This is a genomic window from Solwaraspora sp. WMMD406, assembly GCF_029626025.1.
Lineage (GTDB): Bacteria > Actinomycetota > Actinomycetes > Mycobacteriales > Micromonosporaceae > Micromonospora_E.
Window position 1 is genome coordinate 2530023 of record NZ_JARUBF010000001.1, and the last position, 22113, is coordinate 2552135.

Here is a 22113-nt window from a genome sequence, read left to right on the forward strand (position 1 = left end):
TCAGTGCTCCTGTCCGTCGGTGGAGTCGGTCGGGGCGTCGATCGGGGCATCGGCGGGTGCGTCCGTCGGTGCGATCTCGGTGACGCCGAGTGCGCGCAGCAGTGCGCGCCGCAGGGCGAGCAGGCGGGGCTGGTCGAGGGCGCGCGGCCGGGGCACGTCGACGTCGAAGGCCTCGGCGATGTGTCCGTCGCGCAGCACCAGTGCCCGGTCGGCGAGTAGCAGCGCCTCGTCGACGTCGTGGGTGACCAGCAGGACGGCCGGCCGGTGGTCGGTCCACAGTTGGGCGACGAGCGCCTGGACCTTGATCCGGGTGAGCGCGTCGAGGGCACCGAACGGTTCGTCGAGCAGCAGCAGATCCGGGGTACGGACCAGCGCGCGGGCCAGTGCGACCCGCTGCGACTCCCCGCCGGACAACGTGCGTGGCCAGGCGTCGGCGTGCCCGGCGAGGCCGACCTCGTCCAGCGCGGCCAGTGCCCTGGCCCGCAGGTCGCGGCCGGACAGGCCGAGGGTGACGTTGCGCCAGACCCGGCTCCAGGGCAGCAGCCGGTGTTCCTGGAAGACGATGGCGCGTCGAGCAGGTACGTGGAACCGGCCGGTGGCCTCGCGGTCCAGTCCGGCGACCGCCCGCAGCAGGGTGCTCTTGCCGGATCCGCTGGCACCGAGCAGCGCCACGAATTCACCGGGTGCGATGTCGAGGTCGACGCCGTGCAGGACGGTTCGTCCGGCGTACGCGCGGCCGGCGTCGCGGACGCTGACGGTCGGGGCGAGCGTGGTGCTGGTCATGATCACTCTCCGGAGAACCCGCGGCGCCAGGCGAGCGCCGGACGTTCGATGAACCGGACGAACAGGTCGGTGCCGAGTCCGAGCAGGGCGTAGATGACGAGGACCACGAAGATCACGTCGGTACGGAGGAACTCGCGGGCGTCGTTCATCAGGAAGCCGACGCCGGAGATGGTGGCGGTCTGCTCGGCCACGACCAGGCTGAGCCAGCCGATGCCGAGCGCCTGGCGCAGGCCGACCAGGATCTGCGGCAGGGCACCGGGCAGGATGACCCGACTGATCAGCCCCCACCGGCCGACGCCGCAGGAGCGCGCCGATTCGACGAGCCGTTCGTCGACGTTGCGGATGCCGTGCAGCACGTTGAGGTAGAGCGGGAAGACCGGCCCGATCGCGATGAGCGCGATCTTCGAGGTCTCACCGATGCCGAACCAGATGATGAAGATCGGCACCAGGGCGAGGTGCGGCAGCATTCGCAGCGACTGGATCGGTGCGTCGACGATGTCCTCGGCCAGTCGGATCAGCCCGGCGGCCAGACCCAGCGCCAGCCCGGCGCTGAGGCCGATGGCGAGTCCTTTCGCGACCCGCCCGAGGGAGACCCCGAGGTGGTGGGCGAGCGCGCCGGAGCTGATCAGCTCGACCGCTGCGGCGTAGACCTCGGTGGGGGAGGGCGTCGTGTTGCCCAGCCAGCCGGCGCTCGCCCCGGCCTGCCAGAACGCCAGTACGGCGACCAGCCCGGTCAGCCGTCGTGCCGGGGTGAGGGTCCGCGCGGCCCGCCGCCACCGCGACGGTGCCGGTGGCGGCGATGGCGGTGCGGCGGAAGGGGACCGGGTGAACAGGGATGCTGGTCGTTGGTCGAGGACTCCAGCGGACATGGCGTCTCCTTCGCGGGCGGCGTCGGGGTAGGTGACGGCACCGCGCGGTGGGCTGCGGCGGGGGCGGTCGGCCGGCGGTCGGGCTGCGGGATCGGTGCCGAGAGCGCGCCGGGTGGTGCCGACAGGTCGACGGCCGCGGCTTGAGTGGTGCGTGGCACGCCGGTCGTCGTCGACCGGGCGTGTGCGGTGGTGGTGAGCGGTGCGCGGTGGCGTACGCGGCGCTGGGTCAGCGCGGCGCGGGGTGGTCAGCGGCAGTGGCCGCGCGCGCCGGTCCAGCCCCGGGCGCAACCCCGCGAGACCGCCAGCGCGGTCGCGTCGAGTCGGCTCTCCGTGCTGCTCATGCACCGAGCCTCAACCAAGCAAACCTATCTGTCAAGTAGGATATTGCTGGTCGGGACGCAGGTCACTGGACGTGCCGCGACGGAGGATGAGGTCTGTGTTCGACGAACTACCGACGTCAGGGCTGCCCGACGGGGGCGAACCGCTGACCGTGGGCTGCGGCGGAATGTTCGGCCCGTGCCTGCGTGACGGCGGATTGTTCGGCCCGTGCCTGCGTGACGGGCGAATGTTCGGCCCTGCCGACAGCGGGCCGGGTGCGGACCGTGCCGCACCCGGCCAACAGCCGAGCGGCTAGCCCCGGTCGATGTCGATGTTCACCCCGTCGGTGAGCCGGTAGCCTATTCCGTACACGGTCGTCACGAGCGCGACGTCGTCGCCGAACTTGGCCCGCAGCCGTCGGACGTGGACGTCGACCGTACGCAGCCCTGCGTGGGTGTGTCCCCACACGTGGTCGAGCAGTTGCAATCGGGTGAACACCCGCGCGGGATGCTCGGCCAGGAACAGCAACAGCTCGTACTCGAGGCGGCTGAGGTCCAGCGGCATACCGTCGAACGTGACCACCCGTGGCGCCGTTCGGATGCCGATCCGGCCCTGACCCGCAGCCGGAGCTGTCGCTGCCAGCTGGCGGCCGTTGGATTCCACCGTCGATGTCCAGGTGGTGGTGTCGGGCCAGCTGATCGACGTTTCGATGCCGGTGCCGGCGGCGAGATCCTGCAGCGCCCGCAGTAACCGGTCCTGCGCCTGACCACCGGCCAGCCGAAGCGAGATGGTGACCTGGACGTCGCTGCCTGCGTCCAGCGGGCCGGAGGGCACCGGTGGCGTCCGGCGGAGGATCCGGCCCCGCTTGTATGTCGGGCTGTTGGCGTGGGCAGCGGGGATGCGGGTCGGGGAAATGTGGGTGATGGATGCTGGCCCGGTGGTGCTGACGGCGGACATGATTCTCCTGCCTGTGCCGAGGTGGCGGTGGTGTGCCACACGGGATGTGGTTGATCGGGCGTCGATCCGGCCACGTTGCCGGGCCTGTCAGCGGTGCGGGTTGACCACCGGCAGCCCGGCGGCCTGCCAGGCGGCGAAACCGCCGGCCAGGTCGGTGGCCCTGGGCAGGCCGATGCCCTGAAGCGAGGCGGCTGCTAACGAGGAGGCGTACCCTTCCTGGCAGACGATGATCGGCCACAGTCGCGGGTCGTCGGCGATTGCGATCCGGGCAGCGCTGCGGGGGTCGAGCCGCCATTCCAGGACGTTGCGTTCGATCACGTACGCGTCTGGTATCTCGCCGAACTCCGCGCGCTGGGCGATCGGCCGGATGTCGACCAGGATGGCCTGCCCGTCGCGCTGGGCGTGGTGGGCGGTGACCGGGTCGACCCGGTCCAGCCGGTCACGGACCTGGTCGAGCAACCGGTCGATGCCGGGGCCGGGCTGCTCCGGCTGTCGGGTCACCACTGGGCACCGGCCCGGTCGACGGCGAGCACCTGCAGCCCGGCGTCGGTCAACTCGTACCGGGTCATCGTGCGTAGCGCCGGCCCGTAGACGTGGATGCTGATGGCCGGCTGCCCGGTGCGGTTGGTGACCCGGTGGATGTGGCGTGGCCCGAACCGGTGCCCGGAGCCGGCGGCGACGTCGCGGGTGGTGACCACCGGACCGGGGTGGTTCAGCGTCCGTCTGGTGACCACCTCCTCGGTCAGGCGTCCGGAGAGGACATAGAGCGCTCCGGCGGAGCCGCCGTGATCGTGCAGCTCGGTTGCCTGGCCGGGCAGCCAGGTCAGCAGCCACGCCTCGCTGTCGGGCTCGGCGACGATCCGGTGGTACCACCGGGCGGTGAGGCTGAAGCGGGGCGCGACCGGCCAACTTTCCGGGTCGGCGGCTATCCGGGCGGCGGTCGCCAGGTGGTCGGTGCGGGTCTCGGTGGTGATCAAAGCTGCTCCTGGTAGTCGGCGCCGCCTGCTTGTCGTAGCGGCGAAGTCAAACCCTCTACTCCTATCTACACAATAGGAATTTGTACCCGGTGTCGGGCAGTAACGGGTTGATTCGCACGCGCTGGATCGGCGAGAGGGCGGGGCAATCGTGTCGTGGGTGCTCAACTGGCTGCGCTCGGCGCGAAACGGCCGAAGATCGATGTGACTACAGCTCAGCGAGGACAGCGCGCACTGGCGCAACGGACAAGATCGATCACCGGGCGGGAGGTCAGCGTGATGCCCTGGTGTGCCATGCCCTCATGCTGGCGCAGCGGACGCTGTCCATCCAAGCCCGTACCGAAATGTGGGAATCTGCGAGAGTTGGTCGTCCTGCGGTCTTGATTTCTCTATCGGAAGGTTAGGAACGTGCGGGCGCTTCCATCGATGCCCGGTCGCGGTGGGGCGGCGCTGATTGTGGCCGGCGCCACAACCTATATTGCCTACCGGCGTTATAGGTATAGTGGCGACACGCTGCTGAGCTGCCCGATCAGGAGATTCCATGTCCCGCATCACCAACGACGCACCACGAAGCAGCGAACTCCCCGCCGCTCGATCAGCGCCTGCCCACATCGGTCCGTCCGCCCTTCCCGACACCGCGCTCATCGGCGACGACGCCGAGGCGGTGTCGGTGGCCCGCGAACTCGCCGCCGAGTTCTCCGTCGGCGCGGCGCAGCGTGACGCGCAGCGCCGGCCACCGGTCGCCGAGCTCACCCGCCTCTCCGCCAGCGGTCTGCTCGGCATCACCGTCCCGGCGGCGTACGGGGGAGCGGACGTCAGCGCACAGACGTTCGCCGAGGTGGTGCGGCTGCTCGCCACCGGCGACCCGAACATCGCCCAGATCCCGGCGAGCCACTTCGTCTACGTCAACGTGCTTCGCCAGCAGGGCACCGAACAGCAGCAACGGTTCTTCTTCGCCGAGATCCTCGCCGGGCGACGCTTCGGCAACGCCCAGTCCGAGGCCGGCACCCGGCACGTCCAGGACTACCGCACCCGGCTCACCGCAGACGGCGACGGCTACCTGCTGACCGGAGTCAAGCACTACAGCACCGGAGCGCTGTACGCCGACTGGATCCCGGTCCTCGCCCGAGGCGACGACGAGCAGTTGTACGTCGCCTACGTGCCGGCAGGGGCACCCGGGTTGACTGTCCGCGACGACTGGAACGGCATGGGCCAGCGGACCACCGCCAGTGGCACCGTCGAACTCGACCGGGTGCGGGTGCCCGCCGACCGGGTCGTGCCACACCACCTGACCTTCACCGGTCCGCAACTGCACGGGGCGTACGCCCAGCTCATCCACACCGCCATCGACGCCGGGATCGCGCGTGCCGCGCTCGACGAGACCGGCGAGTTCGTTCGGACGAAGACCCGGCCGTGGGCCGAGAGCGGCGTCGACCGGGCAGCGGACGATCCGTTGCTCATCCAACGTTTCGGCGAACTGGCCGTACAGGTCAGGTCGGCCGAGGCGCTGCTCGCCGAGGCCGGCCGGGCGATCGACGCTGCCCGTGCCGAGCTCACCGACGACAGCGCCGCCGCCGCGTCGATCGCGGTAGCCGTCGCCAAGGCCGTCGCTGACAACGCCGCCATCGACGTGACCAGCGCCTTGTTCGAACTCGGCGGTACGCGGTCCAGCCTCGACCCGCTCAATCTGCACCGGCACTGGCGCAACGCCCGCACCCACACCCTCCACGACCCGGTCCGCTGGAAGTTGCAGCACATCGGACGGTACGACCTCAACGGCACCCGCCCACCCCGACACGGGCTGATCTGATCCGCCGAGGAGCACCATGTTCACCATCCTGACCATCTCCGGATCGCCCTCCGCCACCTCCCGTACCGCCGCCGTGCTGGACCTGGTGTCCGCCACGGTGACCGACGCCGGACACCAGGTACGGCTGCTGTCGGTACGTGACCTGCCCCCGGAAGCGCTGTTCGGGGCCGACCCGAACCATCCGGCGATCCGCGCGGCGGCCGCCCAGGTGGCCGCCGCCGACGGACTGGTGATCGCCACCCCGGTGTACAAAGCGGCGTACAGCGGTGTGCTGAAGTCACTGCTGGACCTGTTGCCGCAGTTCGCCCTCGCCGGCAAGGTGGTGCTGCCGCTGGCCACCGGCGGCACGCTCGCGCATGTGCTGGCGTTGGACTACGCACTGCGGCCGGTGCTGTCGTCGATGGGTGCCGACCACATCGTCGCCGGCTACTTCCTGCCTGAGCAGGCGCTGGGTCCGGTGGTCGCCGGCGGTGTGCGGGTCGAACCGGCGGCTCGGGCCCGTTTGGACGAGGTCGTCGACGGCTTTCTCGCCGCCTTGGACCGCCGAGGGCCGCTGCCGATCCTGCTCGCCTCCTGACGAACGTCGTCGCGCGCGCTTCACCCGGCCAGCCGCAGCGCGCCGAGGACGACCAGCGCCGCCAGGCCGGTCCGTAGCAGCCGGTCCGGCACCCGGGGTGCGAACCGTACGGCCAGCCATGACCCGACCAGTCCGCCGGCACCGAGCGCCAGCCCGATCGGCCAGTGCGGTGTCTGCACCCGGGTTGCCCCGGCGAGGTCGGCGACGGCGTACGTGGCCAGCCCGGTGACCGACACCGTCAACGTGGTGAGCAGTGCCGCCCCGGCGACCCGGCTGGTCGGCCAGCCGGTGACCAGCAGCGCCGCCGGGGCGGCCAGCACCGCCCCGCCGAGGCCGTAGAAGCCGCCGAGCGCGCCGCTGGCCAGCCCGGTGACCACCAGCACGGTGGTCACCACCATGCTGGCGGTCACCGCCGGCCCGGCCAGTTGCCGGGCCGACCGGGCACCGCGTGGCCGGGGCAGCAGCAGGCTCGCCCCGACGGCGACCAGCAGCCCGGCGACCAGGTATCGGAAGATCGGCGAGTCGCCGAGCCAGAAGACGTTCGCCAGCGCGCCGGCCACGGCCGCCGGTGCGGCGGTGCCGGCCAGCAGCAGCGCCAGTCGCCGGTCCAGGCTGTGCTGGCGGACGTGCCGGGCGATCCCGGCCGGTGTGGAGACGATGTTGAACAGCAGGTTGGTGGCGCTCGCCACGGTCGGCGGCAACCCGAACGCGGTGAGCAGTACCGGAAGTAGCAGCAGCCCGCCGGAGACTCCGGTCGGGGTGCCCAGGGCCGCCGCCAGCGCTCCGGCGCCGACGGCGGCCGTCAGGATCCACGGATCGGTCATGGGCGGTCGCTGATCAAGGTCCGGGTCAGGACTGGGTCAGGACTGGGTCAGGCCCCAACGACGCCGCAGCGCGTTGTCGACCGCGTTGAAGGCGATGTCCACCAGGATGCCGATCACCAGGATCACGATGATCCAGGCGAGCAGCCGTGGTGCGTTGTTGAACTCGCGGGCACCCTGCATCAGTGAACCGATCGACCCCTGACCGGCCACGATGACCAGCAGCTCGCCGGCCATCAGGCTGCGCCAGGCGAACGCCCAGCCCTGCTTGAGCCCGGACACGAACGACGGCAGCGAGGCGGGCAGGATCAGATGCCGGTAGAGCACCAGACCACGCATGCCCAGGGTCTTGCCGACCCGCAGCCAGGTCCGGGGCACGTAGTCGATGCCGCTGATCAGACCGTTGGCCACCGAGGGCGCGGCGCCGAGTACCACCACGAACAGGATGGTCGTCTCGCTGATCTGGAACAGCAGGATCGCGAACGGGAACCAGACGATCGAGGGCATCGTCTGCAGCCCGGTGATCAGTGAACCGATCGCCGCCCGCAGCGGCGCGAACCGGGCGACGGCGATGCCCACCACGGTGCCGATAGCCACCGCCACCGCGAAGCCGACCAGCGCCCGTTGCAGCGTGATGCCCACCGCCCGGGTGAAGTCGGGTGTGGACATCAACCGGGTCAGGTCCTGCAGCACCGTGGCCGGGGCCGGAAGCGCGTACGGTGGCCGCCAGCCAGACAGGAAGACCAGCTGCCAGGCGGCCAGCACGAGCGCGATCGCCAGTAGCTTCGGCCACATCGACCGCCACAGTCCACCGGCCAACTCCACCGGCCGGCCACGTCGCCGGGCCGGGCCGAGTTCCAGTTGGTCGAGCCCGCGCACCTGGGCCCCGCTGTTGTCGCCGGTCGTGGACGTCGTCTCGTCGAGGGCGGTACGGGTCTCAGCGGGCATGCCGGGACACCTCCGTCCGCAGCCGGTCGGTGATCGCGGCGGACAGGCTCGCCACCTCGGGCGAATCGATCCGTCGGGGTCGGGCCTGGTCCACCGGGAACTCCTCGATGATCCGGCCGGGTCGGCTGCTGAGCAGGATCACCCGGTCGCCGAGTCGGACGGCCTCCCGGACGTTGTGGGTCACGAACAGCACGGTGAGATTCCGTTCCCGCCAGATTCGCTCCAGCTCGTCGTGCAGCACGTCGCGGGTCATCGCGTCGAGCGCGCCGAACGGTTCGTCCATCAGCAACACGTCGGCGTCCTGGGCGAGGGCCCGGGCGAGCGCGACCCGTTGTCGCATCCCGCCGGAGAGTTCGTGTGGTCGCTTGTGCCCGAACCCACCGAGCCGGACCGTGTCCAGCAGGGCGGCGGCCCGTTCCCGTCGCTCCCGGCGGCCGACACCGCGTAGCCGCAACGCGATCTCGACGTTGCGGGCCACTGTCAACCAGGGGAACAGGGCGGATTCCTGGAACATCATCGCCACCCGGTGATCACTGGTGTCGATGGTGCCGGCGGTGATCTCGTCGAGGCCGGCGACCAGCGACAACAGGGTGCTCTTGCCGCATCCGGAGGCGCCGAGCAGGCAGACGAACTCGCCCTGGTCGACGGTCAACGACACTCCGTCGAGGGCCAGCAGCGCCGAAGCGCCGCGCCCGTAGATCTTGCGTACGTCGTCGAGCCGGACGGCCGCGTCGCTGCGGCCGTCCGGTCGTTCGACGGCAGTCGCCACGTCGGCACTGCTCATCAGCCTGCGGCCTCTCCGTCGACCGTCGGCTTGCCGGCGGCGGTAAGCAGGTCGTTGAGCAGGTCGAGCTGGTAGATGCCGGTGAGGTCGACCGGGTCGAGCAGGCCGGCGTCCTGGGCGTGCTCGGCGCTGCCGTACAGCGACGACGCGATCGGGTCGACGGTGAAGGTGAGGTTGTCCATCGAGGCGGCGAGGATCTCGTCGGTCAGCCGGTTGCCGGTGAGCGCTTCGAGGTGGTCGTTGGCGGTGGTCGCGGCCGCCTCGGGCTCGGTCGCCAGATAGTCCAGCGCCGCGAGATGGCCCCTCAGCAGGTCGCGTACGACGTCCGGGTCGGCCGCCAGGAACTCCTTGCTGACGATCAGGTGGGTGGTGACGAACTCGCCGCCGGGCCATTCGTCGCGTTCGTCGACGAGCACCGTGGCGCCGTGTTCGATGATCAGCCGGCTCAGGTGGGGTTCGGGCAGCCAGGCGCCGTCGATCGCGCCGCTGGTGTACGCGGCGACGACCTCCGAGTTCGCGGTCGGCACCACGGAGACGTCGCCGCCGCCGGAGGTGTCCGTGGCGTACCCCTGCTCCTTGAGCCAGTGCCGCAGCGCGACGTCCTGGGTGTTGCCCAGCTGCGGGGTGGCGATCTTCTTGCCCCGCAGGTCCGCCACTGAGGTGATCTCCGGCTTGACCACCAGTGCGGCACCGCCACTGGTGACTCCGGAGATGATCTGCAGCGCTTCGCCTTGTGACTGGGCCCAGCCGGTGATCGCCGGGTTGGGGCCGATGTAGGTGGCGTCGATCGCACCGGAGAACAGCGCCTCGATCGCCGACGGGCCGGCGTTGAAGGTGGTGGTCTCCAGTGTCACGTCGCCGAGGTTCTCCGCGAAGATGCCGTTCTCCACCCCGACCAGGGCGGGTGCGTGGGTGATGTTGGGGAAGTAGCCGAGCCGCAGGGTGGTGGCCTGGTCGCCGCCGCTGGCGTCCTGTGCCGGCCCATCGTCCCCGCCGCACGCCGCCAGCGTGGCGCCGGCTAGCAGCGCGATGGCCGTGGTGGTGGCCAGCTGTCGGATGCGTGAGCTCATCGTCGTCCTCCGAGAGGTTGTCTATTAATTTGATCGACTTTTGGTTTTATAGGCGGGGTGCCGCGAGTGCCTTGGGACAGCAGATCGGCCAGACTGATGTCGTCGACGACTCCCTCGATCGCCTCGTTGACGGCGATCCAGACCTCCCGCAGGCCCGTCGCGGCACCGGCGTAGGTCGCCGCCGTCGCGGGCAGTCCGCGGACCGTGGTGAGGCTGCCGGTCAGCGCCCGCAGCACCTCGCCGACGGTGATCTCGGTCGCCGGCCGGGTGAGCTGGTAGCCGCCCAGACCGCCGCGGTGGCTGTGCAGCAGGCCGGTTCGGCGCAGGTCGAGCAGTATTCCTTGGAGGAAGCTCATCGGCAGGCCCTGCTGTTCGGCCAGGGTCGATGCTTTCACCAGGTTGCTCGGTTCGGCGGCGATCGAGAGCATCGCCCGGAGTGCGTAGTCGCTGCGTGCGGAGACGAACATCGGAGTCCTTCCGTCGACGTTGGCCCGCTAACCCCATGTGTCCTATCGGACTGATAGGAATAATCGAGCAGGCGTCCATACGCGGTCAATCGGTGTTCAAATAGTGAGACGTGGTCGCCTTTCGGCTTTGTCGGGCCCCGGCCGGCGGCTCAGCGCGCCGGTACCGGCAGCCGCCCGGCGACCAGGCCCGCGACGGCCGTACCAGCCAGGTGCAGTGGCGCCGCGACGATCCCCGCCGCCCGCGCCGCCGACCAGTACGCCGCCGCCAGTTCCGTCCCCACCAGACCGTGCACCAGCGGCAGGTCCGGTCGAGCCGCCTGCAGCAACGACTCCACCTGGCAAGACGCCACCGCGTCCGGCAGCCCGCCCCGGGCGGCGTACCCGGCCACCGCCACCGGCGGCAACCCGGCCGGCAGCAGCCGGCGCACCGTACCGCAGGAGAGCAGGCCACCACCGACCACCAGCACGTCGCCGTCGCGGCGCATCCGGTCCAGCGCCGCGTCCGGGTCGACGCAGTACGGGAACGAGTCGTCGACCAGCACCGTACCCGGCCGCAGCCGGCCGACGTCGACGATCTCCGACGAGGCGCTCACCGCCGCCACGATCGTCGCCGCCGCGTACACCTCCGGCGCGGCGGTCGATGCCGCACCGCCAGCGGAGATCGAGTCGGCCCAGACCAGCTCGCCACGGAACCCCAACCGGCGGATCCGATCCGGATAGTCGGCCAGCCGCCGCCGGCTCGCCGGCAGGTCCGCCAACACGATCCGGGGCGGGTGCGGCCCACCATGGCGCAGCAACAACTCCACCGCAGACCGGCCGATCGACCCCAGACCGACGACGGCCAACGGACCGGCGGTCAGGTCACGGCCGGCGGCCGTCAGCGCGGCGAGCGTGGTCAGCACCACCGAGGTGGCGGTGGCCGCGTGCCCGGTCGTCACCCGTACCGCCGGGTCGACCCGCCGGACCACGTCGAAGCCGTAGCCGGTGACCGACGGCAGCATGCCGGCCAACGACACGCACCGGGCACCCGCCCGCGTCGCCAACCGGACCGCGTCGGCGGTCGTCGACGCCAGGCCGGGGCCGAGTTCGTCGGCGAACACCGGCAGGCAGACGAACCCGGACCGGCCGAGCGGGGTGACCAGCTCCTCCAACAACCGGGGTGCCCCGGTCGGAAACAGCAGCTCGCGGAGGTGCTCTCGGGGCAGTTCGGCCGCCGGCATGCCGGCCAGCGCCGCCAGCTGCGCCGGTGCCGGCAGGTAGCCGACGATCGCCGCGTCCAGCACGGCGGCCACCGTTGCGGCCACCGTCGCGGCCCGGCCGGTCGCGGTCGCGTCGGCGATCCGGCCGGCGTCCGTTCGGCCGGTGCCGCCAGCTGCGGCGACCAGGTCGGCTCCGATCGCGGTGACGAAGTCGGCGAAGCGGTCGGTGTCCATCGCCGCCGGCGCGGCTCGTACGGCGACGCGCAGCCCGTCACCCACCGGCCGGACGGTGAGCAGGACATCGGTGCCGACCGGCGGCGGCTCCAGCTCGCTGTCGGTCTCGTCCGGCTCGATGGTCAACTCGCCGGTGGCCGCCGGCCCGAGCCCGGTGAAGTCCAACGAGCTGAAGATGAACTGGGCACCGAGCAGCGCGGACGCCCCGGTCAGCAGCGCGGACGCCCCGGAAGCGTCGGCGGACGCCCCGCCGTCGGTGCCGGCCCGCGCACTGTCGGATCCGTACCGGCGGGTGGCGGCGACCTCGGCGGCCACCCGCGCCAGGTCGTCGCCGAACGTCTCGGCGTCGGTGAGTCGCAGCGGCAGCAGCACCGCGCACGGGCCGAACAGTCGGTGCAGATCCGGCAACGGGTGGTCGCGGCCGGTCACGGTCAGCCCGATCACCAGGTCACCCTGGCCGGTCAGCCGGGCCAACCCTCGGCGGTACGCGGTGAGAATCGGCGCGTACCCGGTGGTGCCCGCCGCCGCGGCCAGCCGGCGCAGCCCGGCGGTGACCGTACCGTCCAGGGTGAACCCACCCGTGCGGGCCCGGTCGTGCCCGGCGGCAACGCCACCCGCACCCCCACCGCCACCCGTGTCGGCGGCGACGGGAACACGCAGCGTCGGCGGCCGGTACGGCGACCCGAACCGCTCCCGCCACCAGCGTCGCGCCTCCGGATCGGGCATCCGCCGGTGCAGCCAGTCGACGTAGTCGCGAAACGTGGTCCGGGGCGGCGGTGCCGTGTCGACCGCCGGATGCGCGTGCAATGACAGCAGTTCCCGCCCGAGCAGCGCGGCGCTGTAGCCGTCGCCGATCAGATGGTGCGCGTGCACCACCAGGACGTGCTCGTCGGGAGCGAGCGTCAGCACCAGCAACCGCAGTAACGGCCAGGCCCACGGCTCCACCGACCGCTGCCGTTCCCGGGCCACGATCTCGGCGACCTGACCGGCCGAGGCGACGGATTCGAACCGCACGGGCAGCCGCAGCGTCGCCGGCAACTCCTGCTGCACCGGCGGCCGTGCCCCGGCGGGGAACACCGTACGCAGCATCGGATGCCGCGCCACGACGATGTCGACGGCCCGCTGGAACCGCTGCCGGTCCAGCCGACCCGACAGCCGCAGCCGGGCCAGCCAGGTCGAACTGCTGCCCGGCGCGGCCGCCTCGGCGAGCAGGAAGCCGCGCTGCGCCGGGGACAGTGGGTACGGCCGTGGATCGTAGGGGGCGTCGACCGGTGCCGGGACTGCCGCCGCCGGTGCCGGCGTCGCTTCGACTTCCGGTGTTGCGTCGACCTCCGGCGCTGCGATGTCGAGCGCCGCCGACAGCCCGGCCAGGGTCCGGTGGTCGTAGATCACTGCCGGGCCGGGCGCGGCCGGGAACTGCTCCCGCAGCCGGGCGAAGACCTCGATCGCCACGATCGAGTCGCCGCCGAGGGCGAAGAAGTCGTCGTCGCGGCCGACGGCCGGCACCCCGAGCACCGCCTGCCACACCTGCGCCACCTGCCGCTCGGTGTCGGTGAGCGGCGGCTCCGCGCCCGCCTCCGGGAGCCGCCGCCGTCCACCGTCCGCCGGCACTTCATCCTCAGTAGATGGTGGCTCTTCGTCGAGCAGCCCGGCCAGCAGACGCCGGTCCACTTTGCCGGTGGCGGTCAGCGGCAGCGCCCGTACCGGTCGGATCCGGGCCGGCACCCACTGCGGCGGCAGCCGGTCCGCGAGATGCCGGCGCAGCGCGGCGGCCGTCGCCACCGGGTCGTCCGCAGCGTCCCCGGTCGGTTGCACGAACGCGACCAGCCGGGGGTACGGCGTCGCCTGGTACAGCACCGCCGCACCGCCGACCGCCGGATGGCCGCTCAACGCCGCTTCGATCTCCGCCGGCTCGATCCGGTGGCCGTGCAGCTTCACCTGGTCGTCGAGCCGACCGAGGAACTCCAGGTCACCGGTGGGTCCGACGCGGACCCGGTCGCCGCTGCGATACCAGCGCCGGCCGTCGCGCTGGACGAACGCCGCTGCGGTCTGCTCCGGATCGTCCAGGTAGCCGCTGGTCAACCCGGGCCCGGCGATCTGCAGCTCGCCGGGCTCACCCGGCGGGCAGGGCCGCCCGTCGGCGTCGACGACGGCCAGGGCCGCGCCGGCCACCGGCCGGCCGATCGGCACCCGCCGCAGGCCGTCGGCGGGCCGTCGGTCGATCATGAACCAGGCGGCGTTGATGGTCGCCTCGGTCGGCCCGTACAGGTTGGTGATCCGGTGTCCGGGGCCGAACAGGTCGAACCAGCTCCGTACCTGCCCGGGGGGCAGGGCCTCGCCGCCGACGTGGATCCAGCGCAGCGCCGACAGGTCCGGTCGCCCACCCGAGGCGGTACGCCGCCGCGCCGCCGCCAACAGCTGGCTCCACAAGGTCGGCACCGAACTCCACACCGTGATCCGGTCCTGTTCGACCCGGCGCAGCACCTCGTCGGGGTCGCGCAGCAGTCGCTGCTCCAGGATGACGGTCGTCGCCCCGACCAGCAGCGGTGCCAGTAGCTGCCGGACCGAGGCGTCGAAGCACCACGACGAGGTCTGCGCCAGCCGGTCACCACTGTGGTAGCCGAACGTGTCGACCGCCCACCGCAGGTAGTTCGCCATCGACCGGTGACTGACCGGCACACCTTTGGGTCGGCCGGTCGACCCGGAGGTGAAAATGACGTACGCCGTACCGTCCGGGTCGGGAACCGCCGCGTCGGGCGCCGCCGGCTCGTCGGTGGTCTCGGCGGCGATGATCGGGCCTAGGTCGACCGTCACCAGCCCGTTCGGCCCGTCCGGCGCGTCGACCAGCGCCGTGGACTCCGCGTCGTGCAGCAGCACCCGTGCGCCGCCGCGCCGTAGCTGGTCGCGGTGGCGGGCCGCCGGGTGGGTGACATCGAGCGGCACCCAGCCGGCCCCGGCGCGCAGCACCCCGACGACGGCGGCGACGCCAGCCGGGCCCCGCGCGGCGAGCAACCCGACCAGGTCACCGGCGCGTACGCCGTGGTGGCGCAACGCGGCGGCCACCCGGTCGGCGGCGGCGTCCAACTGTCGGTACGTCATCCGTACCGCGCCGGACTCGACCGCGACGGCGTCGGCGTGTCGGCGGCACACCTGCCCCATCATCTCCACGATGGACGGTTTCGCAATGGCGGCCGGCTCGGCCGACGCGGGCGCGGCGAGTTCGGCCAGCACAGCCAGTTCGGCCAGTTCGGCGAGGAAATCGGCGGCCATCCCGGCGACCGTGGCCCGGTCCAGCGCCGCCACCGGATGGTTCCAGGCGAACCGTAACCGCTCGCCGTCCTGCCAGCAGAGCAGCCCCAGCCGGGTGCCGGCCGACGCGGTGCCGGCGGCCACCGGTACCGGAAGGTCGGCGTCGGACCTGATCGGGAAACGGGCGAAGCTGAAACCGGCCGGGCTCGCGGTGACCGGCCGGCCGCCGCCGCCGCCGACGTCGACGTCGTGGACGCCAGCCGGGTCGTCGGGTCGCGGCGTCGCCCGCGCCAGGTCGACCGCGTCGACCGTGCCGTGCCGCTGCGCGACCAGCCAGGCGGCCAAGACCCGGTGCGCGAGGTCGACCGCCGGTTCGGCCGGGTCGACGTGGACCGTCACCGGCAGGGTGTCGGCGAACGGTCCGACGACCCGGTCGACGCCGGGCAGCCGGGCGTCACGGCCGGCGCGGGCCACCGCCACGGTGACGGTGCGCTGCCCGCTCGTGCGGGCCAGGCACCGGGCGTACCCGGCGAGCAGCAGGTGGAACAGCGACACCTGCGCGGCGGCGGCCACCTGGGTCAACGCGGCCACCGTCGGCGGGTCCACGCTGACCTGATAGGCGGCGTACGGGGGTGTGGGCGGTGCGGCCGGGTCACGCCACGGCAGCCGCAGCCCGGCCGGCCACGACGCCAGGGTCTCCCGCCAGAAGGCCAGGTCCTCCGCAGACGCCGGGGCGGCGACGGCCAGGTGGTCGCGGAACGTCGTCGGCACCGGCGGCAACTGCGGTACGCGGCCGGCGGCCAGCGCCCCGTACACCTGCCACAGTTCCTCGCTGAGCACACTGAGGCTGGCACCGTCCCCGGCGGCGTGGTGCAGCACCAGCAGCAGCTGGGCGTCGGCGGGACCGGTGCGGATCAGAGCGGCGCGCAGCGGCGGCCGGCAGGTCAAATCGATCGGCTCGTTGCACAGCCGTTCCGTCAGCGCGTCGACGTCACCGGCATCGTCGCTGTCGTCGTGGACGGCGTCGTCGTGGATCTCGTACCAGTCGGCGAGCGGCGTCGGCGGGCCGATCAGCTGGCGGGGCGGCGTCACGCCGTCGCCGTCGGTCCACCGCATCCGCAGCATCGGGTGCCGGTGCGTCAGCTGATCAAGGGCTTGGCCGAGCAGCTCGGCGTCGAGCGGCCCGCCGACGGCGTGCCGGACGAACCCGTACGCGGCCACCTGCGGGTAGAGCCGGTGCAGGGTGTGGAACGCCCGCTGCACCCCGGACAACGCGAACAGGTCCGCGTCGCCGTCGGCCGGCGGCGTAACCGCAGACGGCTGCGGTGGCGGACCCGGATCCGCGAGCCGGTCGACGAGCGCCGCGATGGTGCCGTGCTCGAACAGCAGCATGGTCGGCAGCGGCTGGCCGAGTTCGCCTTCGAGGGTCTTGACCAGGTCGATGGCGGTGAGCGAGTCCAGGCCGAGGGAGAGAAACGACGTGTCGTCGTCGATCCGTGCCGGATCGCAGTCCAGCGCGTCGGCGAGCAGCCGCCGCAGCACCTGCCTGATCTCGTCGGGAGTGTGCGTCGGCCGACCCACGCCACCGGCCGGTGCGGTCCTCGCGTTTCCTGGTGCGACGGCCGCCAAAGGCGCGCTCGCGGCGGCCGTCGGAGCCACGGACGCGGTGGTCAGCCGGGCGACGACCAGGTGGGCGGCAGGTCGGCGCAGTGCAGACCGCAGCGCCGGCAGGGCGTCGTCGAACGGCAACGCCGGCAGGCCCCGGGCGGCCAGTCGCGCCGCTAGCCCCGCATCGGCGGCCATCCCCGCGTCGGCCAGGGCGGAGAACCCGACGGTACGCAGCGGCCGGCCGGCGGCCCGCTCGACAGCGGCGTACGTGTCCAGGAAGGCGTTGGCGGCGGCGTAGTCACCGACCGCCCCGGCGAGTCCGGGCAGCAGCGCGCTGACCGAGGTGAACGCCACCACGTTCGCCGGGCGTCGGCCGTACCGGCGCAGTGCCCGGACCAGCAGGTGACCGCCGCGTACCTTCGGGGCCAGCACGGCCCGCAGCTGCGCCACGGACCGCGATCGCAGCGGGCCCGGCCGGACCACGCCGGCGGCGTGGAACACCCCGGCTAGGTCGGGCAGCCCGGCGATCAACGCGTCGACGTCGGCGGGGTCGGTGATGTCACAGCGGCGGTAGTCGACCTGCGCGCCGAGGTCCCGCAGCCGGTCGACCAGCCCGTCCGGCGCGGCGGCGGCGCGGCCGGCCAGCACGATCCGGCGGTGTCCGCGCCCGGCCAGGTCCGCGGCGAGTGCGCCGCCGACGCCGCCGGTGCCACCGACAATCAGCTGTACGCCGTCCGCGTCGACCTGGTCCGTCGGGTCCTCAACGGTCGGTTCGGCCGCGACGAGTCGCCGGCCCAGCCGCTGCCCGGCCCGCCACGCCACCAGCCGCGACTCCGCCAGGTCTGGCTGCGCCCCGACAGCCGCCAGTTCGGCGACCAGCGCGTCGATTCGGGCCGGTACGTCGTCGGCCGCTGACAAGTCCATTCCGGACACCATGCTGTCGGGCTGTTCGTCGGCGAGCGCCGCCGCCAGCCCGGTGACCAGGCTCTGCACCGGGTCCGGCCGTTCACCGGCCGCCCCGGTGCAGACCGCGTCGCAGGTGACGACCAGCAGCCGGAACCCGCGTTCGGGCAGCGCGGCGACCAGCCCGGTCACGCCGTGCAGCGTGGCGTCGACGGCCGCGTCGAGCCCGGCCACGCCGCCGTCGATGTCGAATGGGTCGCCGCCGGCCAGATAGACGACGAGCTCGGCGTCACCGATCCCGGTGGCACGCTCGATCCCGGCGGCGGCCAGCCGGTCGTGCAGCCCGTCGGGCAGCGGGCGGCCGAGCACCGCACCAGGACCGGTCAGGTGCACCGAGGCGGGGGCCCGGCCGGCCGGCACCGGCAGCGGCGACCAGCTCACCTGGTGGACCAGCTCGTCCCTTGTGGTCTCGGGCAGCCAGTGTCGACGCCGCTGGTACGGGTACGTCGGCACGGCGACCCGCCGACGACCACCGGATGGTCGGACCCGGTCCACCGTGACCCCACGCTGCCACAACGCCCCGACCAGCCTGGTCAGCCCACCAGTGTCGCCGTCCGGCGGCAACGACAGCACCTCGACCTGGTCGGCCGCCTCCGGTGACGCGTCGCGTACCGCCCGGGTCAGCTGGCGCGCGTCGGTGCCGAGCAGCACGTCGTAGCCCTGGTCGAGCAGTGCCCGCAGCTGGTCGGCGTCGTCGCCGATGACGGCGTCGGGCACCACCCCCCAGTCGGCCAGCCGCCGGCGGACGGCCACTGTCGGCCCGGTACCGCCGTCGGTTGACGTGACCACAGCGGTACGCGGCCGGCGTACCACCTCGGTGACCAGGCCGGACGCGGCGGCGGCCAACGCGGCGGCCAGCCCGGCGGTGCTGTCGGCGACGACGGCGACCCGGTGCGGCCGATCGTCGCGGGCGGTGTTCACAGTGGCGCAGACGTCGCCGGGATCCAGCTCCGGACTCGCGTCGAGATGGGCGGCGAGATCCCGCAGCGACTGCCGCAACGCGGCCTCGGTCGCCGCCGAACAGGTCACCAGGTACGGCCTGGCGCTGGCCGCCTCGGCGGTCTGCTCCGCTGCCGGGGCGGCCCGCTGCGCTGCTGGTGCCGGGGCGGCTTCCTGCAGGATCACGTGCGCGTTGGTGCCGCCGAACCCGAACGCGTCGACCCCGGCGGTCAGCGGAGCGTCGTCGTCGGCCCGGTCCCAGTCGGTTACCTTGGTGACCACCTCGAACCCGGCGGCGGCCAGGTCCAGCCGGGGCGACGGGGTGTCGACGTGCAGCGACGGCGGCAGCTGGCGGTGCCGCAGCGCCAGGATCACCTTGACCAGGGCCGGCATCCCGGCGGCGTTGAGCAGGTGACCGAGGTTCGACTTGACCGAGCCGAGCAGCCGGGACCGGCCGTCCGGGCGGGGCGGGAAGGCGTACGCCAGCGACCGAATCTCCACCGGGTCGCCGAGTTCCGTACCCGTCCCGTGCGCCTCCACGTAGGACACCATGGCCGGGGCGACGACGCTGTCCCGGTACGCCTGGGCGATCACCTCCCGTTGGCGCAGCGGGTTCGGGGCCAGCAGACTCAACGACCGGCCGTCGTTGTTGACGGCGGTCCCGCGTACCAGGGCAAGCAGCTCGTCCCCGGCGGCGCGGGCGTCGTCGGCGCGGGCCAGGACCAGCGCGGCCCCGCCCTCGCCGGGCACGAACCCGTCGGCGTCGGCGGCGAAGACCCGGCACCGGCCGGTGGCCGACAGCGCCCCGGCGGCGTCGAGCAGCCGGTGCCCGGTCGGCGTCAGGTTGAGGTTGACCCCGCCGACCACCGCCAGGTCGCATTCGCGATCCCGCAGGCTGCGCACCGCCATGTGCAGCGCGACCAGCGCCGACGAGCAGGCGGTGTCGACCGCGATCGCCGGCCCGGTCAGGTCGAGGGCCTGCGCGACGCGGGCCGGGATCAGGTTGCGCAGGTTGCCGACCAGCGCGGCCGGGTGCATGCCTGCGTCGGGCCGGGTACGCAGCAGTTCGGTGTAGCCGCTTTCGCCGACCGCCGCGAACACCCCGACCCGGCGGCCGTGCCGGCGTGGCCCGGCGTACCCGGCGCGTTCCAGCGCCTCGTGCGCCAACTCCAGGAAGATCCGGGCGTGCGGGTCGGTGAGGTCGGCGTCGGTGTCGGACATGCCGAAGAAGCCGGCGTCGAAGCCGGCCGGGTCGTCGAGGAACGCCCCCCAGCGGGCGGTGTCGGTGTCGCCGTCCGGCTGCCACCGTTGCGGCGGGACCTCGCCGACACTGTCGCGGCCGGCGAGCAGCTGCCGCCAGAACTCGTCCGGGCTGTCCGCACCGGGGAACCGGCAGGCCAACCCGACGACCGCCACCCCGTCCGTCGGACGGGTCGCCACCTCGGCGGTTGGCCCGTCAGCCACTCCGCCCGCCGGCTGGGCCAGCTCTGCATTTCCCTTCACCGGGGTGAGCAGATGGTCGGCCAGTGCCGCCACCGTCGCCCGTTCCCGCAGCTCGGCCGGGTCGAGTTCGCGGCCGAACGCGTCCTCCAGTCCGGCCAGCACCTCCATCGCCTGCAGCGACGAACCGCCCAGCGTGCTGAACCGGTCGTGGACGCCGATCTGGTCGGCGGGCCGGCGCAGCACCCGCGCCCACACCGCCCGTACGACCCGCTCCACCTCGGCGCGGCTCCCGCCGCCGGCCACCGTGCTCATCGTCGGTGCGATCGTCGGCGTCGGCGGAGTCGCTGCCGCCCACCGCTGTTCGACGGCGGCGAAGTCACCGGCGGCGTACCGCTGGCGCAGCCGGGGCCGGCGCAGCTTGCCGCTGGTGGTGCGGGGGAACGCCCCGGCCGGCACCGGCAGCACCCGTACCTGGTCGTGGCCGGTCGCCGCCACGATCCGGGCCGCCACCCGCGCCAGCACCGCAGCGGCGTCGGCCAGCGGCGCTGTGGCGTTGGCCCACTGCACGAACACCACGATCCGCTCGGCACCACGGTCGTGGTCGGTGCAGCCGATCACCGCGACCCGCCCCGCCGGCAGCCCGGCCGTGCCGGCGACGACCTCCTCCAAGTCGGCGGCGTGGAAGGTACGGCCGTTGACGAAGACGACGTCCTTGGCCCGGCCGGTCACGCAGAGCCGGCCGTCGCGCAAGAACCCCAGATCACCGGTACGCAGCCAGCCGTCGACGAACACCTCGGCGGTGGCCGCCGGGTCACCGTGGTAGCCGGCGGCCACGTTCGGGCCGCGTACCTCGATCCGGCCGACCCGGCCGTGACCGGCGGCGCGGCCGGTGTCGTCGACGATGCGCACCTGGCAGCCGGGCACCGGCGGACCGACGTCCATGAACTCCACCGCGTCCGCGTCGCCCTCGGCGGCCGGTCGCACCGTGCCGGCCGCGAGGGCCGCCCGGTCCAGCCGTACCGGTACGGCGGTTTCGCCCAGCGGCGGGACGGTGACGGCGAGGGTCGCCTCGGCCAGCCCGTACACCGGTTGCAGGGCGGCCGGGTCGAGCCCGGCGGGCCGGGTCCGCTCGACGAACGCCCGCCACACCACCGGCGAGATCGGCTCCGCGCCGACCATCATCAGCCGTACGGCGCTCAGGTCCAGCCCGGCCAGGGCGTCGGCCGGCACCCGCCGCACGGCCAGCGCCAAGGCGAAGTTGGCCGCCGACAGCAGCGTGGCCCGGTGCCGATGCGCGGCGCTGAACCACAGCAGCGGCCGTTTCGCGAACGTCAGCGGACCGATCCGCACCTGCCGCAGCCGGGCCGCCAGCGGCGCCAGGTGGGTGCCGATCAGCCCCATGTCGTGGAAGTACGGCATCCAGCTGACCGAGACGTCGTCGGCGGTCAGAGCGGCGGCCTGGCCGATTTGTCGGAGGTTGGCCAGCACGTTGCGGTGCCGCAGCTCGACGCCGCGCGGGGTGCCGGTGCTGCCGGAGGAGAACTGCAGGAACGCGGGTCCGTCGGGGTCGGGTGTCGGCAGCCGGTGCCGGGTCGGCCCTGTGCGTAGGCCGGCGATGTGCAGCGCCGGTGCGTCGGCCGTCTGCGCGACCGAGGCGCAGGCGTCGTCGACGATCACCGGTACGCCGCCGAGCAGGTCACGTACGCCGGCCACCCGGGTCGGTTCCGCCGGCAGCGGTACGGGCACCAGCCCGGCCGCCAACGCGCCCCAGAACATCGGCTGGAAGTCGTCGCCGGCATCCGCCAGCAGGATCATCGGGGTGCCGGCCGCGATCCCGGCGTCCCGCAGCCCACCGGCGACCCGCAGTGCCTCGTCACGCAGCTGCCGGTGGGTGACGACGCGTTCGGCACCGTCCCCGCGTACGTGCGTGATCGTCTGGTCGGGGGCGGCATCGGCGGCTCCGATCAGCACATCGAGCAGGTGTTTCTCGCCGTTCGGCCCGTCCGTGATCAGCACGGCCAGACCCTAGCCGAGCCGGCCAACACCCCAGCTGGTCCGGCCAGCCGGAACGCGGCGGATCCCGGGTGCCGGATGTGCGCC

General features: G+C 73.0%; 13 protein-coding genes. 2 read left to right on the forward strand and 11 right to left on the reverse strand.

Annotation, left to right across the window (positions count from 1 at the left end):
- The 5 genes from O7632_RS11535 to O7632_RS11555 all read right to left on the reverse strand — a co-directional run bounded on the left by O7632_RS11535 (nt 1) and on the right by O7632_RS11555 (nt 3904).
- On the reverse strand, nt 1-783 hold the full coding sequence (locus O7632_RS11535; RefSeq protein WP_278113890.1) for an ABC transporter ATP-binding protein: 783 nt from the start codon (nt 781-783) through the stop codon (nt 1-3).
- Between the two features lie 2 nt (nt 784-785).
- The gene (locus tag O7632_RS11540) at nt 786-1652 is read right to left on the reverse strand and encodes an ABC transporter permease (protein ID WP_278113892.1); all 867 of its coding nucleotides are present in this window, start codon (nt 1650-1652) and stop codon (nt 786-788) included.
- A 630-nt stretch (nt 1653-2282) separates the two neighbouring features.
- A complete protein-coding gene (locus O7632_RS11545; RefSeq protein ID WP_347403627.1) occupies nt 2283-2789 on the reverse strand; it encodes a winged helix-turn-helix domain-containing protein in 507 nt (168 codons plus the stop codon).
- Nucleotides 2790-3014: 225 nt separating this feature from the next.
- The gene (locus O7632_RS11550; protein ID WP_278113893.1) at nt 3015-3428 is read right to left on the reverse strand and encodes a rhodanese-like domain-containing protein; all 414 of its coding nucleotides are present in this window, start codon (nt 3426-3428) and stop codon (nt 3015-3017) included.
- Entirely contained in the window at nt 3425-3904 is a 480-nt protein-coding gene (locus tag O7632_RS11555; protein WP_278113895.1) for a cysteine dioxygenase family protein, read from the reverse strand. Before O7632_RS11555 ends, O7632_RS11550 begins: the two co-directional genes overlap by 4 nt.
- A gap of 538 nt (nt 3905-4442) precedes the next feature.
- Between O7632_RS11555 and O7632_RS11560 the strand changes: the two genes are divergently transcribed.
- The gene (locus O7632_RS11560) at nt 4443-5711 is read left to right on the forward strand and encodes an SfnB family sulfur acquisition oxidoreductase (RefSeq protein ID WP_278113897.1); all 1269 of its coding nucleotides are present in this window, start codon (nt 4443-4445) and stop codon (nt 5709-5711) included.
- 16 nt (nt 5712-5727) lie between these two features.
- Nucleotides 5728-6288 (forward strand): NADPH-dependent FMN reductase, encoded by a 561-nt coding sequence (gene ssuE, locus O7632_RS11565; protein WP_278113899.1) that lies wholly within the window; start codon nt 5728-5730, stop codon nt 6286-6288.
- Between the two features lie 20 nt (nt 6289-6308).
- Here ssuE and O7632_RS11570 read toward each other — a convergent pair whose 3' ends face one another.
- From O7632_RS11570 to O7632_RS11595, 6 genes are all read right to left on the reverse strand, one after another.
- Nucleotides 6309-7112, reverse strand: coding sequence for a sulfite exporter TauE/SafE family protein (locus O7632_RS11570; RefSeq protein WP_278113901.1), 804 nt, complete (start codon nt 7110-7112; stop codon nt 6309-6311).
- A gap of 36 nt (nt 7113-7148) precedes the next feature.
- Nucleotides 7149-8057, reverse strand: a complete 909-nt coding sequence (locus O7632_RS11575; RefSeq protein ID WP_278113903.1) for an ABC transporter permease — start codon at nt 8055-8057, stop codon at nt 7149-7151.
- Nucleotides 8047-8841 carry an ABC transporter ATP-binding protein gene (locus tag O7632_RS11580; RefSeq protein WP_278113920.1) on the reverse strand — a complete coding sequence of 265 codons (795 nt, stop codon included), beginning with the start codon at nt 8839-8841 and terminating at the stop codon, nt 8047-8049. Before O7632_RS11580 ends, O7632_RS11575 begins: the two co-directional genes overlap by 11 nt.
- Entirely contained in the window at nt 8841-9911 is a 1071-nt protein-coding gene (locus O7632_RS11585; RefSeq protein WP_278113922.1) for an ABC transporter substrate-binding protein, read from the reverse strand. The genes O7632_RS11580 and O7632_RS11585 overlap by 1 nt, the downstream gene beginning before the upstream one ends.
- On the reverse strand, nt 9908-10378 hold the full coding sequence (locus O7632_RS11590; RefSeq protein ID WP_278113924.1) for an Rrf2 family transcriptional regulator: 471 nt from the start codon (nt 10376-10378) through the stop codon (nt 9908-9910). The genes O7632_RS11585 and O7632_RS11590 overlap by 4 nt, the downstream gene beginning before the upstream one ends.
- Nucleotides 10379-10527: 149 nt before the next feature.
- A complete protein-coding gene (locus O7632_RS11595; RefSeq protein WP_278113926.1) occupies nt 10528-22029 on the reverse strand; it encodes a non-ribosomal peptide synthetase in 11502 nt (3833 codons plus the stop codon).
- Between the last annotated feature and the right edge of the window lie 84 nt (nt 22030-22113).